The 14,465-nt window shown below is 62.0% G+C and carries 16 protein-coding genes; 10 read left to right on the top strand and 6 right to left on the bottom strand.

Translation table 11 applies throughout. From position 1 onward, the window contains the following. The first annotated feature begins 66 nt into the window (after positions 1-66). The gene (rppA, locus tag U9970_RS04315; protein WP_322766013.1) at positions 67-771 is read left to right on the top strand and encodes a two-component system response regulator RppA; all 705 of its coding nucleotides are present in this window, start codon (positions 67-69) and stop codon (positions 769-771) included. After that, positions 768-2,126 carry a two-component system sensor histidine kinase RppB gene (gene rppB, locus U9970_RS04310; RefSeq protein WP_322765467.1) on the top strand — a complete coding sequence of 453 codons (1,359 nt, stop codon included), beginning with the start codon at positions 768-770 and terminating at the stop codon, positions 2,124-2,126. Before rppA ends, rppB begins: the two co-directional genes overlap by 4 nt. A 152-nt stretch (positions 2,127-2,278) precedes the next feature. Here the strand turns inward: rppB and U9970_RS04305 are convergent, their stop codons facing one another. Then, positions 2,279-2,488 (bottom strand): chlorophyll a/b-binding protein, encoded by a 210-nt coding sequence (locus U9970_RS04305; RefSeq protein WP_407653103.1) that lies wholly within the window; start codon positions 2,486-2,488, stop codon positions 2,279-2,281. A 238-nt stretch (positions 2,489-2,726) separates the two neighbouring features. Next, a complete protein-coding gene (locus tag U9970_RS04300; protein WP_322765465.1) occupies positions 2,727-2,870 on the bottom strand; it encodes a chlorophyll a/b-binding protein in 144 nt (47 codons plus the stop codon). 194 nt (positions 2,871-3,064) lie between these two features. Here U9970_RS04300 and U9970_RS04295 point away from each other — a divergent pair, with 194 nt between their 5' ends. After that, entirely contained in the window at positions 3,065-3,307 is a 243-nt protein-coding gene (locus U9970_RS04295; protein ID WP_322765464.1) for a hypothetical protein, read from the top strand. A 228-nt stretch (positions 3,308-3,535) separates the two neighbouring features. On the opposite strand, the gene U9970_RS04290 is transcribed toward U9970_RS04295, so the two are convergent. The 3 genes from U9970_RS04290 to U9970_RS14270 all read right to left on the bottom strand — a co-directional run bounded on the left by U9970_RS04290 (position 3,536) and on the right by U9970_RS14270 (position 4,768). Then, positions 3,536-3,796 carry a hypothetical protein gene (locus U9970_RS04290; RefSeq protein WP_255024201.1) on the bottom strand — a complete coding sequence of 87 codons (261 nt, stop codon included), beginning with the start codon at positions 3,794-3,796 and terminating at the stop codon, positions 3,536-3,538. 145 nt (positions 3,797-3,941) lie between these two features. Continuing rightward, the gene (locus U9970_RS04285; protein WP_322765463.1) at positions 3,942-4,367 is read right to left on the bottom strand and encodes an ATP-grasp domain-containing protein; all 426 of its coding nucleotides are present in this window, start codon (positions 4,365-4,367) and stop codon (positions 3,942-3,944) included. Then, entirely contained in the window at positions 4,364-4,768 is a 405-nt protein-coding gene (locus U9970_RS14270) for an ATP-grasp domain-containing protein (RefSeq protein ID WP_407653079.1), read from the bottom strand. The genes U9970_RS04285 and U9970_RS14270 overlap by 4 nt, the downstream gene beginning before the upstream one ends. 192 nt (positions 4,769-4,960) lie before the next feature. On the opposite strand from U9970_RS14270, the gene U9970_RS04280 reads away from it, so the two are divergent. The 3 genes from U9970_RS04280 to psbA all read left to right on the top strand — a co-directional run bounded on the left by U9970_RS04280 (position 4,961) and on the right by psbA (position 8,787). Next, entirely contained in the window at positions 4,961-7,147 is a 2,187-nt protein-coding gene (locus tag U9970_RS04280) for a PhoX family protein (protein WP_322765462.1), read from the top strand. Positions 7,148-7,379: 232 nt separating this feature from the next. Further along, entirely contained in the window at positions 7,380-7,505 is a 126-nt protein-coding gene (locus tag U9970_RS04275) for a hypothetical protein (protein ID WP_322765461.1), read from the top strand. Between the two features lie 202 nt (positions 7,506-7,707). Further along, positions 7,708-8,787: a photosystem II q(b) protein gene (gene psbA / locus U9970_RS04270; protein WP_197147936.1), complete on the top strand. Its 1,080-nt coding sequence runs from the start codon at positions 7,708-7,710 to the stop codon at positions 8,785-8,787. A gap of 151 nt (positions 8,788-8,938) precedes the next feature. Here the strand turns inward: psbA and U9970_RS04265 are convergent, their stop codons facing one another. Then, a complete protein-coding gene (locus tag U9970_RS04265) occupies positions 8,939-9,361 on the bottom strand; it encodes a MerR family DNA-binding transcriptional regulator (RefSeq protein WP_322765460.1) in 423 nt (140 codons plus the stop codon). 285 nt (positions 9,362-9,646) lie between these two features. On the opposite strand from U9970_RS04265, the gene U9970_RS04260 reads away from it, so the two are divergent. The 4 genes from U9970_RS04260 to U9970_RS04245 are packed head-to-tail and all read left to right on the top strand — an operon-like array spanning position 9,647 to position 14,456. Then, entirely contained in the window at positions 9,647-10,564 is a 918-nt protein-coding gene (locus U9970_RS04260; protein ID WP_322765459.1) for a fatty acid desaturase, read from the top strand. Next, on the top strand, positions 10,561-11,544 hold the full coding sequence (locus U9970_RS04255; protein ID WP_322765458.1) for an alpha/beta fold hydrolase: 984 nt from the start codon (positions 10,561-10,563) through the stop codon (positions 11,542-11,544). The genes U9970_RS04260 and U9970_RS04255 overlap by 4 nt, the downstream gene beginning before the upstream one ends. Continuing rightward, positions 11,537-12,853: a type III glutamate--ammonia ligase gene (glnT, locus tag U9970_RS04250; protein WP_322765457.1), complete on the top strand. Its 1,317-nt coding sequence runs from the start codon at positions 11,537-11,539 to the stop codon at positions 12,851-12,853. Before U9970_RS04255 ends, glnT begins: the two co-directional genes overlap by 8 nt. Positions 12,854-12,899: 46 nt before the next feature. Beyond that, the gene (locus U9970_RS04245) at positions 12,900-14,456 is read left to right on the top strand and encodes a haloacid dehalogenase-like hydrolase (RefSeq protein ID WP_322765456.1); all 1,557 of its coding nucleotides are present in this window, start codon (positions 12,900-12,902) and stop codon (positions 14,454-14,456) included. The last annotated feature ends 9 nt before the right edge of the window (positions 14,457-14,465 follow it).

The following is a 14,465-nucleotide window of genomic DNA, read 5'->3' as shown; positions in this document are numbered from 1 at the left end:
CACAGGAGCAACGAATGGACGCAGGATGGCCGAACCGGGATGAAAACCAGGTGAAATTCCATGCCGCTGCGGATCCTGCTGGTGGAAGACGAGGCGGATCTGGCCTCCTCCATCCAGACCGTGCTGCAGCGCCAGGGCCATGTGGTGGATCACTGCCCGGGTGGCCTGGAAGGTTGGAACCTGCTCAGCGCTGAGCTGGCGCGCTACGAGCTGGCGATCTTCGATTGGATGCTGCCGGATCTGAGCGGCCTCGAGCTCTGCCGCCGTGCCAGGGCCGCAGGCCTGGGCCTGCCGCTGCTGTTGCTCACCGCCCGCAGCGACACGGCGGATCGGGTGGAGGGACTCGATGCCGGCGCCGACGATTACCTGAGCAAGCCCTTGGCGATGGAGGAGCTACTAGCTCGGATCCGGGCTTTGCAGCGCCGCCACCCCTCATACCGGGAGCCGCTGCTGGAGGCGGGCTGCTACTGCCTGGATTACGCCACAGGACAGCTGCTGGTGACCACAGCAAGCGGGCAAGTGAGCGTGGAGCTTTCGGCCAAGGAGCAGCAGCTGATGGGCTACTTCCTGGAACACCCCAGCCAGATCATTCCCGGATCGCGACTGCGAAATCAATTGTGGGACCTGCATCAGGACCCGGTGAGCAACGTGGTGGCGGCCCAGGTGAGGCTGCTGCGGCGCAAGCTGGCGAGCTATGACCTGGCCTCCCCGATCGAAACGGTGCCCAGCAAGGGATATCGGTTTGATCCGCAGGCGGGACTGCAGCCGTGAGTAAACGCCTCTCTCCCGTGCCGCAGTTGCTGTGGCGTGCCCGCTTGCGGCTGGCCGGCCAATCGCTGTTGGTGATGGGCACCGTTCTCTACGGCGCTGGTTTTTGCATGGGCCAGCTGCTGCTGCAAAGCCAAGAAGCGGCAGTCAAAAGAGAGCTGGAGACCCTTGCCGGCACCCTGCACGACAGCCTCAAGCCCGCCCTGCCCCACGATGCCCGGCCCTCCGCTTCCCTTGCCTCTGTGCTGCCCGGGCTCTGCCTAGCCGGTGAGCCGTGCCGGCCCCCGGCCGATCTGATCCAGCGCCACGCGATCAGTGCCAGCGACTCCGATCGCTTCCAGTTGAGGGTGCTCGATCAGAGCGGAACCTTGATCGCCAGGTCCCCCGGGGCTCTGCAGCAAGACCCAAGGCCTGGGCAGCTGGGCTGGTCGCTGTCAGGGGATCGCAGTACGGGGCGCTGGGGCGCGTACACCATCCACTTGCACCACGCCCATGGTCCAGGTGAGCCCAACTGGGGCTATCTGCAGATCTCCCGCAACCTGGCGGATCTTGATGCGGAGGCTGCGCGGTTGTGGTGGTTTGGGCATGCAGTTTTTCTCCTGGCGATGCTGGCGATGGCCGTCGCTAGCTGGTGGCTGGCGGGCCTGGCCATAGCGCCTCTGCTTGAGGCTTACCGCAGGCAGGAGCAGTTCAGCTCCGATGTGGCCCATGAGCTGCGTGCGCCGCTGGCCAACCTGCTGGCGGTGGTGGAAGCCGAGCACGGCGCTATGGCTCAGACCAATCAGCTGGTGACGGCCAGCCTCAATCGGGTGCTGGCCCAGGGGCAGCGATTGCAACGGCTGATCGCCGATCTGCTCCTGCTAGCCAGCCTGGAGCAACCCGCCTACCTAGAGACTCAGGAGTACTGCCGGCTCGCCGAGTGCCTGGAAGATCTGATCGAAGATTTCAGTGAAACAGCTCATGCCAGGGGGGTGACTCTGCAGCTGCAGGTCCCTGATCCTGATCGGATGGTGCGCGGCCAGAAGCGTGAACTGGTTCGGCTGTTGTCCAACCTGCTCAGCAACGCCATCCAGCACAGCCCGGCCGGTGGCGTGGTGCTCGTCGAACTAGACCAGCAGGGATCAAACCTGCGTGTCGCGGTGAGCGACCAAGGGCCAGGAATTGCTGCCTGCGAGCAGGAGCGCATCTTCGAGCGCTTCTATCGAAGTGATGCCAGTCGATCGCGCCAATCCGGCGGCACGGGGTTGGGCTTGGCCATTGCTCGAGCCATCGCCGGCCGTCATCGTGGCTGGCTCTCCGTGCAGAGCACCCCTGGCGCCGGCAGCACGTTTCTGCTTCAAATGCCAGCACTTACTTGAGCTGGCATGCAGTTCGGTTGCACAATGCGAATATTTATAATTTACTGCTATCTATAACAATAAACTTCCTCCCCTCGGCATCACACCATAATCTATAAATATTCAGCCAAGCACTAGACTATCGAATGTAGCCTACGCAATAGAGGTCAAGATTAAAAGCAGAACGGCAAAAACTGGGTGCGGCAGGCGGCATAGCCATCAACCAAGGCGCCGAGGCCGATTTGATGAGCAATACCAAAACCTGTGAGGCCCTCCACCACGATGCCGATGACGATGCCAAGCATGGCGGCGCGGCCATTGAAGCGCTCAACACGCTGCAATTGCTGAACGAGTGTCAACTGGTCCGAGCTGTTATCAAGCATTTGATCGTCAGAAACAGTGTTGGTCATTTCAGAGCTAAAAGCTCAGTCGGCAAGATCAGGCTGGTTGAGAGCACCAACAATCCAGGCACCGATAAGAAGGATGGTGATAGCGGAAATCATCCAACCCTCTTGGCTAGGTCCGTAGGACGGCTCAGCACGTAGATCGTCATTGCCGAGAGCGCAGCGGTGATCAGAGCAACGACTGAAATTGCAGCGGTGTAATCGGTTTCCATGACGCTCAACCGAGACCGATTTGGGAAAGGATGCCCTGACCTGTCAGGAGCTCGGTGCCAAGACCGATCACAAAACCAAGCATTGCCAGACGGCCATTCCAGGTTTCAGCGAAAGCAACGAAACCAAAACGGGAAGCAGATTCAACCATGTCTGTAACGGAATGTTATGGGCAATGTAACAGGTTGTGAACGGTTGTGGCAAGGGGCTGTCCTGCCGTCGCTTGCCCAATTACAGCCGACGCCTTCTGTCTGCTCCCACTGACAGAAGCAACAATCGCTAGCGGGCTCCAGCAGCGTTTCTGCAAAGCGCTTTGCCGCAACCCTTAGCGCCCGCTTGATCTCCATGACAACTGATCATTCAGGTACCAGGCACTTAGCGCTAGCAGCAGAGCTGGTTTCCGGAGAGCAGCAGTCCATGCAGCAGAACCCTGACTACCGGCTTTTGGAATCCTCATACCGTCAATCAGCTGAATACGCAGCGATGGTGCAGCGCTACCCGCTGCTGCGTAACTGGATCACCGCTTGCGAATCTTCTGAGTTGGTCGGCCATCCAGCTTCCATGGGCAATGCAGATCAGGTGGCATAAAAATCTTGGAAGCGTCACCATCCCAGGTGCTCCCCCTGAATCAGAAAGGGGACTAGCCGTTACAACTGAGCCGAATCCTGAGGGGCAAGGGGATCTGGAAGCCCCTGGGTGATCGCCAGGGCTCGTTTGTAGATCGCACTTGAGGTTGCCCCTGCCGCCTCCATGGCGATCCGCATGTTCTGCCAGTAGTGCAATGTTTTGTCTTGCGTCATAGGAGCTACTGCGGTGTCAGGCGCAAGCGGCCGCTCTGCCGCGGCGCCGGCCGAGCGGTTCAATCCATTCGTTGAGCACAAGCTTGTGCTGGACAAGACGACTCGGCAGGCGGCAGCCAAGGTTGATCTGCCCCTCGTCTACCAAGCGCCCCAACCGAAGCGCCAGGGCTTCCTCGTGGCGGGCAAAGGCGCCTTGGTGGGAGGCAACCCAGGAGATCTCATGCTCCGTGATCACACCGCTAGAGATCGACTCCAGAAAGACTTCCCCGACTGTCATGAGAGCCATGTAACAACTTCGTTACATGCTGTCGCGCCCGGCCTCGCTCCGTGGCTCGAGCGGGCAACTTGCGCTGCCAGGCAGCTGGGCGAGCGCTTCGCCCTCTGAAAACGTCTTGAGCACAGCTTGATGCTCAAGCCCTTGCTCAAAACACACAAGCAAGCTTTGGCGGTGATAAATGCATTGTTGACTTGCAGTGCTCAAGAACCAGGCGGGCGACGTTCAAGCCCGTAGCTGTCTCAAAGCCCTGAAAGCCTGGGGCGCTATTGACCTCACAGATGCTGTAACCATCGCCATCAAACAGCAGGTCGACACCGGCGATGTCGAGGTTCAAGGCGGCTGCTGAATCACGCGCTAGTCGCTCCAGCTCTGGGTTAAGGGGAAATGCCTGCCCATCACCACCCCTACTGATGTTTGCCTTGAAACTGCCGTCGGTGCTGCTGCGCAACATGGCGCCAATCACCTGGCTGCCAATTACCCAGACCCGCAGGTCCTTTCCGGGTCTTGTGCCGATGTACTGCTGCAAGATCAGGCTTTGAGAGCGATCCAGCCCGGAGACCAGCTGGGTCACGGCTGAGCACAACACCGTCGCCATAGGAGCCAACCAGCAGCTTGATGACACAGGGAACGCCAATCTGTTGGGCGACCAGATGGGGATCGACTGGAAAACGCACCAACATGGTGCGTGGGATTGACCACAGCCACGCCCAGGTGCTCCAGCTGGCGCAGGATTGCCAATGAGAAGTAATCCGTGCCACTTCCAGTACGGGGCAGCAAGACATCGGGGAGTTCAACCTCGGCGCCGCAGCGCCGAATGGATCGCCGACCACCGCGGCTAACGATTAGATCGATTTCTTCTGGTGCGACGGCTTCAAAGCGGATGTCAAGAGCACGCGCCTCCTCCCTCAACCGCGTCAGCTCATAGGGCTCGACCATCCCGCTCGGTCGCTTGTGAAGTACCCAGAGGTTCATGTCAGCCCCAGTCACGAACTCACTTTTCCCGCGGCGTGGCCGTGGTTCCAAGCCTCTGCAGCACAGGGTCACGCTGCAGGCGCAACATGCAAAAGAGCAGTAGCTCTGCTAGAGCTGAACCACCCTTAAACCAATCCGGGCGGTGAACCTGGAGTCGTTCCAGTTCAGCACCACCCCAGCAATGAAACAGCAATGAATCGCTCTGCGATCAAGCGCCGCCAGCTGCTCGAATTGCTGGGCATCGGTGCTGGCAGCAGCGCCGCTGCCATGTTGCTGCCGCAGCATGAGGTCCGCAGCAGCAGCACGGCGGCAGGAAATGCTGCCCTGCCCTTTGTGCCCGTGCGTGCACCTCTGCCCTTGCCTGCTGACGGTCTGAGTGCGGCAGAGCAACGGCGCATCTATCGGACGTTCAACGTCGACGACAAACTGCTGGTTCCCGAGGGCTATCGCGCCGAGCTGCTCGCTGTCTGGGGCGATCGTCTCGCCACGGGTCGCTTTGGCTTCAACAACGACTACCTGGCGTTCCAGCCCCTGCCTGGCGGCAGGGCCTTGTTGAGCATCAACTTCGAATACATCAGTGCCCAGACCTGGTCGGCAGGTTTTTCAGAAGCCGTGGGCACCCTCCTGCCACTGAAGACTTTGCAGCAGGCATTGGCCAGCCGCGGCGGCAGTGTGGATGTGGCCAGCCTTACGGCAAGCGACCCGCTGCGGCCGCTGATCGAGGCCGTGGCCCGCGCCGCCATGGCCGATCTCGGCATCGGCGTACTCGAGCTTGAGCAGGGCAGCTCAGGCTGGCACCGCAGCCGCGGCAGTCGCTACGAGCGGCGCATCGATGGCCTCAGCGGATTCAGTCAGCCGGAGCATGCCCTGCGCTGCAGCGGTCCGGCGGCGGCGGTGTTTCGCCACAGCCAGCCGCTTGGCTACCGCGATGGCCTAGGTGATCGGATCATCGGCACCTTTGCCAACTGCACCGGCGGCACCACCCCCTGGGGCACCGTGCTGAGCGCTGAGGAAAACTTCCAGTCGCAGGTGAGCGAGGCCGTCTATGCCGATGGCTCGGCGGCTTCCCCAGAAGCGCAGCCGTTCCGCTGGGATGGTTCACGCCTCGACGGGCTCGGCAATCCCTTTGGGCTAGCCGGCAACAAGTACGGCTGGATGGTGGAATTTGACCCCCGTGAGCCAAGCCAACCCGCGGTTAAGCACAGCCTGCTGGGCCGCTTTCGCCATGAAGCCGTTGCCGTTGTGGCCCGGCCTGGAGAGCCGCTGGTGGTGTATTCGGGTTGCGATCGCCATGGCGGGCACTTGTACCGCTTTGTCAGTGAAGGGCTCGTGCAAGACCCGCTCGATCGCACCAATTCACGGCTGTTTGCAGCGGGTCGCCTGGAGGTGGCCCGTTTCAACGCGGAAGGCAGCGGCACCTGGATCGCTTTGGAGGTCACCACGGCGGTGCAGCCGCAACCCCCCAGTCATTACGAGCGCTTTGGCTGGCAGCAACCAGCCGTGTTGCCCCACAGCGACCGCCAGCGCAGCGGTAGTGAAGCGCTCAGCAGCGATGCCGAACTGCAGGCCTACTGCAGCCACTACAAAAACCTTGGCGATCTCTACCCATTGGGCGGCGATGACTTGGAGGCGCAGCTGCGGCAGCAAGGAGCGATCCTGATCGATGCCCATCTGGCCGCCAACGCCGCTGGCGCCACCGCCTGCCCCAGGCCAGAAGACACCGACATCGACCCGATCAACGGAGACCTGCTGATCGCTTTCACGGCGGCGGGCCGTGATGACGGCGGCTGCAGTGATCCGGCGGTCTTCCGCGGCCCCAAAGGCGAATCCCTCTGGCCCCACGGTTGGGTGATGCGACTGAGCGATGGTGGCGCTGGCCGAGGCGCCAGCTTCCGCTGGCGGATGGTGGCGGCTGGCGGCCTGCCCTGGCAGGGGGGGCTCGGTTTTAGCCATCCCGACAATTTGGCCTTCGACCCATCCGGCAACCTCTGGCTGGTGACCGATCGCTCTGGGGGTGCCGACCTCGATGTATTCGGCAACAACAGCTGCTGGCTGCTGCCGCGCACTGGCGCAATGGCGGGTCAGGCCCTCTGCTTTGCGATCGGTCCGGTGGGGTGTGAGCTGTGCGGGCCTTGCTTCGATAGCGAGGGCCGCACGCTGTTTCTGGCGGTGCAGCACCCTGGCGAGGCTCAGGGAGTGCGCCAAGGCAAGGAGGTGGAAGCCCAAGCCCACAGCCTGGTGGACCGCAACGGTCAACGCTTTGAGCAGTTGCGCTGGGTACCGCTCGGCTCTAACTGGCCGTCCGGGGTACCCGCCCGGCCGCCCAGGCCCGGGGTTGTTGCGATCCGTCGACTTGACGGCAAACCCCTGCTGAGCTGATCAGTCGCTGCTCGCACGGCGGCGTCTGAAGTCCATGCAGGCGGCAACAACAAAGGACTGCTCTGCTGCCATGACCCCAACCACTCTCGCTGCCCAAGCACCGTTCACTGCTAAACGCTGATCCGCCATCCTCACCGAGGCGGCTCCCTGGCGGCAGACCTTCTCCTCCACAAAGGCTGGCCTGGTGCACCGGTTCTGGTCGTCACCAAGAGCGGACGAGACGGCAGCGGATATGACGCTGCCTATTGGTGAGCCTGTGCCCTTCTGCTCGAGTTCATTGGGTGAGGGCTTGGACCTCCAGGCCGCCCTGATTCCCAACCCGGTCTGCACCTTCTACATGGGGCCGCTGCTGCGTTAGGGGGAGCAGTGGTTGCTTGAACCGGTGCGGCTTATCAGTGCCATCAGCTCTGCTGCTGACCAATTGCACCGCCAGGTTGCCTGACAAGTGTGAATAGGTGTTAAGTTCAGATGAGCGAGCGGTTCCCCGCCCCGCATCTACTTACTGCTTTCCTGCCAAGCCTCTCGGCTGTGTCAGGCAAGCCCTTCCCCAAACCGTTCTCATGACAACCACTATTCAGCAGCGCCAAGGCGCTTCTGCGTGGAACCAGTTTTGCGACTGGGTCACCTCCACCAACAACCGTCTCTATGTGGGCTGGTTCGGTGTGCTGATGATCCCCTGCCTTCTGGCTGCCACCATCTGCTTCATCGTGGCCTTCATCGCCGCGCCCCCTGTCGACATCGACGGCATCCGTGAGCCCGTAGCTGGCTCCCTGATGTACGGCAACAACATCATCTCCGGTGCTGTTGTTCCTTCCAGCAACGCCATCGGCCTGCACTTCTACCCCATCTGGGAAGCCGCCAGCCTCGATGAGTGGCTGTACAACGGTGGTCCTTTCCAGCTGGTGGTCTTCCACTTCCTGATCGGCATCTACGCCTACATGGGCCGCGAGTGGGAGCTTTCCTACCGCTTGGGCATGCGCCCCTGGATCTGCGTTGCCTACAGCGCTCCTGTGGCCGCAGCATCTGCCGTGTTCCTTGTCTATCCCTTCGGTCAAGGCTCCTTCTCGGACGCCATGCCCCTGGGCATCTCCGGCACCTTCAACTACATGTTGGTGTTCCAGGCTGAGCACAACATCTTGATGCACCCCTTCCACATGCTGGGAGTGGCTGGTGTCTTCGGTGGCAGCCTGTTCTCCGCCATGCACGGTTCACTCGTTACCAGCAGCCTGGTTCGTGAGACCACCGAGAGCGAGAGCCAGAACTACGGCTACAAGTTTGGCCAAGAAGAGGAGACCTACAACATCGTGGCTGCTCACGGCTACTTCGGTCGCCTGATCTTCCAATACGCCTCCTTCAACAACAGCCGCAGCCTCCACTTCTTCCTGGCTGCCTGGCCCGTGGTTGGCATCTGGTTCACCGCCCTTGGCGTGAGCACGATGGCCTTCAACCTGAACGGTTTCAACTTCAACCAGTCGATCCTCGACGGCCAAGGCCGTGTGGTGAACACCTGGGCCGACGTTCTGAACCGCGCTGGTCTCGGTATGGAAGTGATGCACGAGCGCAATGCTCACAACTTCCCGCTTGACCTGGCTGCTGCTACTGCCACACCCGTGGCACTGACCGCACCTGCAATCGGTTGATAGTCAACAGCCCAGCTACGGCTGGGAAACAACGGAATCCCCAAAAGCTCCCTGTAATAAGGGGGCTTTTTTATTGGCTGGGGGTTGTTGCACACGCTGTAAATCAGGGCTTACGCCAGATCCCCCCTGGCATCGGGAGCACGTTTGTCCTTCAGTTGCCAGCACTCACTTGAGCTGGCCTGCCGCCGCAGCGCTGCCAGGTGCTGAGCAGTCCGTTGAGCTCGGCGTGGAGGGATTGCAAATCAGCGATCCGCTGCTGGATTTCGCCTGCCTTAGAACGGATCGTTGCCTGCAGGTTATTGCAGGTGCACACTCCGGAGCGTCGGGCCTCGAGCACCGCGGTGACTGTGGGCAGAGGGATATCGAGACCCCTCAGGGTGCGGATCAGCGCTAGATCGCTATCAACCGACTCATCAAAGAGCCGGTAGCGTCCCTCACTGCGGCCTGCTGGCTGCAGCAGACCCTGGTCGCAGTAGAAGCGAATCGTCTTCACTGAAACGCCTGAACGAGTAGCCACCGCACCGATCTTTTGCAGCTCTTTGGCCGGCTCCTCTGGCAGCTGTAGCGCAACCACTTGACTCTCCAGCAGGGGGAGACCCCATCCTAGGTGTTGTGCCGAGTTACTCCGTATGTTTTTGCCCGCTGCATCTCTCTTGCTGACAGCCATCTGGGCCGCCCCTGCCCTAGCCCAGGGCAATCCCCACCAGCACCATCAACACCAGAATCACCATCAAGCCGCCCCTGCTGCCGCTCCCCACAGCCACAGCCATGACGTCGGCCCGGCAGGCGCAGATCTATACCCTCAGACGGTCACATCCCCTACCGAAGCCGGAGCCACCGGGCTGGTGGGATAGGGCCCATGGCCCAACCCAACTCACCCCTGCTGGAGCGCGATGCGCTTGCCAGTCTCAACCAGCTTCGTAATGGCCCCGCAGCCGTGCATCTGGCCAGCCACCTACTGATCACCGTTGCGGGCGGACTGGTGTGGGCCCAGCAGCCCTGGCCCCTGGCCCTGAGACTGCTGGGGCTGCTGGTGTGCGGCATTGGCCTGGCCACCTGCTTCGCTCCGCTGCACGAATGCTGCCATCGCACGGCCTTCCACGGCCGCCGCGTCAACGACACGGTGGCCTGGTTCGCGGGGCTGCTTAGCTTCTACAACTCCACCTACTACCGGCGCTACCACCAGTGGCACCACCGCTACACCCACCAACCGGGGCTAGATCCTGAACTGGACGATCCGGTGCCCACCAACTCCTGGGCCTACCTGCGCGAACTAAGCGGCTGGAACTGGTGGAGCGGCAAGTGGGCCGGCTACGCGCGGCTGCTCTGGGGAGACCTCAGCAACCTGAGCTACCTGAGCCCTGAGGCCATTCCCCAGGTGCGCCGCTCGGTGCGGCTGCAGATCGCCGTTTATGCAGCCCTGGCCCTGGCCTCCCTGCTGAGCGGCTCCGGCTTTCTGCTGTGGTTCTGGCTGCTGCCCCTGGCGGTGGGCCAGCCCCTGCTGCGCTTTGTGCTGCTGGCAGAGCACAGCGGCTGCAGCTTCAGCAGCGACGGCACCGAGAACACCCGCACCACCCTCACCAACCCTGCGGTGCGCTGGCTGATGTGGAACATGCCGTTCCACGCCGAGCACCACCTCTACCCTTCCCTCCCCTTCCACGCCCTGCCCGCCGCCCACGGCCCCATCGCACCGCACCTGCGCCACTGCGACCGGGGCTACCTGGCAGTGCACCGCCGGCTGCTGCGCAACCTGCCACTCCTGGGCCTGCCAGCATGAGCGCCAGCCAGCACTGCCTTGGCGACTTTCCCCTGGCCTGCGGCCACACCCTGCCGGAGGCCCAGCTCACCTACCTCCAGATAGGCAAGCTCAACGCCCAGCACTCCAACCTGATCCTGGTGCCCACCTCCTACGGGGCCCGGCCCGAGGATCTGGCCTGGCTGGCCGGCCCGGTGCTGGATCCGGAGCGCTGGTGCATCGTGATTGCTGGCATGTTCGGCAACGGCGCCTCCAGCAGCCCCAGCCACGGCGCCATGGGCCTGGCCGAACAAGGCTGGGTGGTGAGCCACCGCGACAATGTCGCCGCCCAGCGCCGATTGCTGGCAGAGGTGTTCGGCATCGAACGGCTCCCCCTGATCTACGGCTGGTCGATGGGGGCCCAGCAGGCCTACCAGTGGGCCGTCGATCACCCGGAGGCCGTGGAGCGGATCTGCTGCGTCTGCGCCACCACCCGCACCTCGCCCCACAACCGCCTGTTCTGCCTCAGCCTGCGCCAGGCCCTCACCGCCGATCGCCACTGGAATGGCAGCGGCTTCAACGCGCCGCCAGAGCAGGGACTGCGCACCTACTCCCTGATCTACGCCAGCTGGGCCGCCAGCCAGCCCTTTTTCCGCAGCATCGCCGAGCCGGTGGAGGAGCACGTGGAGCAGCACTGGCTGCCCCACTACCAACGCCATGACCCCCGCGATCTGATCGCCATGCTCGACACCTGGCTTGCCCACGACGTGGCCGCCGGTGGGGATTTGGCCGCAGGCCTGGGCCGCATCACCGCCCGCACCGCCGTGGTGGCCGGCAGCCACGACCTCTACTTCCCGCTCGAAGACCTGGCCGCCGACGCCGACGCCATCCCCGGGGCGGAGCTGCACGTGATCCCCTCGGAGCTCGGCCACCGGGCGGGCAACCCCCACAGCAGCCCTGCCGAGCAGCGGCAGCTGAGCCGCATCGTTGAAACCCTCCTCCTGCAGCCCTCCCATGTCTGATCTCGCCCAGCGAATGCAGGAGCTGCAGCTCCGCTTCCTGCTGATCTCCTTCACCGATCTGTTTGGCATCCAGCGGGCCAAACTCGTGCCAGCCTCGGCGGTGGCTGGGATGGCCCGCGATGGGGCGGGCTTCGCTGGCTTTGCGGCCTGGCTGGATCTCTCCCCCGCCGATGGCGACGTGATGGCGATCCCGGCGGCGGCCAGTCTCACCCCCCTGCCCTGGCAGCCGGAGGTGGGCTGGGTGGCGGCCGAGCTCCAGCTCAATGGCCAGCCGATGGAGCAGTGCCCCCGACGCCTGCTGCGGCGCCAACTGGAGCAGGCAGCTGAGCGGGGATTTGAGTTGCGCAGCGGCGTGGAAGCTGAGTTTTTCCTGCTCGATCCCAGCGGCGAGCGGATCGGCGACAGCGCCGACAGCCAGGAAAAGCCGTGTTACGACCAACTGGCCTTAATGCGCCGCTACCCCCTGATCGGCCCCCTGCTGGAGGCGATGGAGCAGCTGGGCTGGGGGCCCTATCAGGCCGATCACGAGGACGCCAACGGCCAATTTGAGGTCAACTGGACCTATGCCAACGCCCTCACCACCGCCGATCGCCACGCCTTTTTCAAGGTGATGGTGAAATCCCTGGCGGAGCAGCAGGGGCTGAGGGCCAGCTTCATGCCCAAACCCTTCGCCGCCCTCACAGGCAATGGCTGCCACACCCACCTCTCCCTGTGGGGCACAGCTGACAGCTCGCAAGCAGGCCGCAACCTGTTCCACGATCCCAGCGGCGAGCTCGGTCTATCGACGCTTGCTTACCACTTCCTGGCTGGCCTGCTGGCCCATGCCCCGGCCCTGAGCTGCCTGAGCAACCCCACGGTGAACAGCTACCGGCGCCTCGCTGCCCCGCCCACCACCTCAGGTGCCACCTGGAGTCCGGGCGGCATCAGCTACACCGGTAACAACCGCACCCACATGGTGCGCATCCCCGACGACCAGCGCTTAGAGCTGCGCCTCCCCGATGGCGCCGCCCATCCATACCTGCTGCAGGCTGCAATCCTGGCGGCTGGGCTCGATGGCATTGAGCGCCAGCTCGCTCCTGGCCCCCGCAGCGACAACGACAACTACGCCAAGCCCCTGGATCCCGGCAGCTGCGGCAGGCTGCCGGTCAACCTCGGCGAGGCCCTCGATGCATTCAACGCCGACTTGGCCCTGCGCCAGGCCCTGGGCGAAGACTTCTGCCGCGCCTACGAAAACCTGCGCCGGCGCCAATGGCAGCGCGAACGCGGCGACATCAGCGACACTGAGCGCCGCGCTTGCCTGGATTGTTAATCCAGACAACCCATAAGTTGTGACTATTACCCCCAGGACTGCGCCGATGACCCTGATTGCAATCAACGTCCTGCTGGAACCAGATGCTGCCACGGTTGAGAAGGCAAAGGCGATAAACGCTCGGCTGCGAGAAAACTACCCAGCCAGCTTCCCCCTAGATGCCAACCACGCGCCCCACATCACCATTCTCCAGTTATTTATAAACACTGTAGACCTGGGCCAAGTAGCAGCTGCCGTGTCCAACGTGCTGCGTGGTGAGCCGCAGATCAATATTGAAGGCAAAGCCACTGGCTACCTTGAATTAGCCAGCGAGAATCTCAAATTGGTGGGATTCCATATCGAGGCGACTCCCTATCAGCATGAACTTCAGCAAAAAATTATCGCCGCCACCGCACCATTTGCCGTGAAATACGGCACAGGTGATGCCTTCGCACCCCGCCTTGACGCCGAGCCAATCAGCCAGGCGACTATTGACTACGTGACCAACTTTGGCGATACGCAGACGGGCCCGAACTATCAGCCCCATCTGACCCTGGGCATTGGCACAAGTGATTTTGTTGAAGCTTTGGTAGCAGAGCCATTTGAGGCCTTTAGCTTCCAAACAGCCTCCATTAGCCTTTACCAAATAGGTGATTATGGTGTCGCCCAAACAAAACTATACGACTTCTCTCGCCAAGCTGATCCGCTGCCCTCCTGGAATGAAGGGCAGGTCAAACAAGCTTTATTTGCATTCATCGCTAAAGTCACAAATAAAAGCTCACCCGCATACCTGCCTCCAGCCGAACGCATTGCTGTGCATGACAATGACGGCACACTCTGGCCGGAAAATCCGCTGCCTTTTCAGGCAGCTTTTGCCATCGACGAACTGAAGCTGCGCATCCTCACCGAGCCGAGCCTTACCTCAGAACCCATGGTGCAAGCTGCCTTGGACGGCGATCTTGCAAAACTCCTGGAAGGTGAACACTTCGATGGTCTGATGCAGATCCTGGCGATCACCCATGCAGGCATGACGGTAGAAGAATTTCGAGATGCCGTGCAGGCATGGTTTAGATCGGCCAGTCATCCGCGCTATGGCAAGGCCTATGGCGAGCTCACCTACCAACCCATGCAGGAGCTCCTTCGCTACCTAAGCGATAACGGCTTTAAGAACTTCATTGTTTCAGGTGGCGGCGCCGACTTTATGCGGGCCTGGGTGGAACAGGTTTACGGCATACCACCAGAGCAAGTTGTTGGATCGACATCGCGGTGCGTATTCGAACTACGGCACGGCAAACCAGTAATCACCAAAACCCTTGATTACTTGTTCGTAAACGATAAGGCCGGCAAGCCAGTTGGCATCCATCAGTTTATCGGCCGCAGACCTATAATTTGCTGTGGCAACAGTGATGGCGATCACGCCATGTTGCAGTACACCACGATCGATAATCCTCGCCCCAGTTTAGGGCTGATCGTCCATCACACCGACGCTGAACGCGAGTACGCCTACGACGCCAAGACGACCAGCACCGGCAAGCTTGTAGAAGCCCTAAAAGAGGCTCCCCAGCAGGGCTGGCTAGTTGTGGATATGAAGCGGGATTGGAACGTCGTCTTCCAGCCCCAGTAAAGGGGACTG

The sequence above is a fragment of the Cyanobium usitatum str. Tous genome (assembly GCF_963920485.1).
GTDB lineage: Bacteria > Cyanobacteriota > Cyanobacteriia > PCC-6307 > Cyanobiaceae > Cyanobium_A > Cyanobium_A usitatum_A.
This window is presented reverse-complemented; position numbering and strand designations above follow the sequence as displayed.

Excerpts from the sequence above, each read along its gene's own strand:
- U9970_RS04305 (WP_407653103.1), bottom strand. The coding sequence starts at position 2,488 with ATGCTTGATAACAGCTCGGACCAGTTGACACTCGTTCAGCAATTGCAG.
- U9970_RS04300 (WP_322765465.1), bottom strand. The coding sequence starts at position 2,870 with ATGGTTGAATCTGCTTCCCGTTTTGGTTTCGTTGCTTTCGCTGAAACC.
- U9970_RS04295 (WP_322765464.1), top strand. The coding sequence starts at position 3,065 with ATGACAACTGATCATTCAGGTACCAGGCACTTAGCGCTAGCAGCAGAG.
- U9970_RS04290 (WP_255024201.1), bottom strand. The coding sequence starts at position 3,796 with ATGACAGTCGGGGAAGTCTTTCTGGAGTCGATCTCTAGCGGTGTGATC.
- U9970_RS14270 (WP_407653079.1), bottom strand. The coding sequence starts at position 4,768 with ATGAACCTCTGGGTACTTCACAAGCGACCGAGCGGGATGGTCGAGCCC.
- U9970_RS04280 (WP_322765462.1), top strand. The coding sequence starts at position 4,961 with ATGAATCGCTCTGCGATCAAGCGCCGCCAGCTGCTCGAATTGCTGGGC.
- U9970_RS04275 (WP_322765461.1), top strand. The coding sequence starts at position 7,380 with ATGACGCTGCCTATTGGTGAGCCTGTGCCCTTCTGCTCGAGTTCATTG.
- psbA (WP_197147936.1), top strand. The coding sequence starts at position 7,708 with ATGACAACCACTATTCAGCAGCGCCAAGGCGCTTCTGCGTGGAACCAG.
- U9970_RS04260 (WP_322765459.1), top strand. The coding sequence starts at position 9,647 with ATGGCCCAACCCAACTCACCCCTGCTGGAGCGCGATGCGCTTGCCAGT.
- U9970_RS04255 (WP_322765458.1), top strand. The coding sequence starts at position 10,561 with ATGAGCGCCAGCCAGCACTGCCTTGGCGACTTTCCCCTGGCCTGCGGC.
- glnT (WP_322765457.1), top strand. The coding sequence starts at position 11,537 with ATGTCTGATCTCGCCCAGCGAATGCAGGAGCTGCAGCTCCGCTTCCTG.
- U9970_RS04245 (WP_322765456.1), top strand. The coding sequence starts at position 12,900 with ATGACCCTGATTGCAATCAACGTCCTGCTGGAACCAGATGCTGCCACG.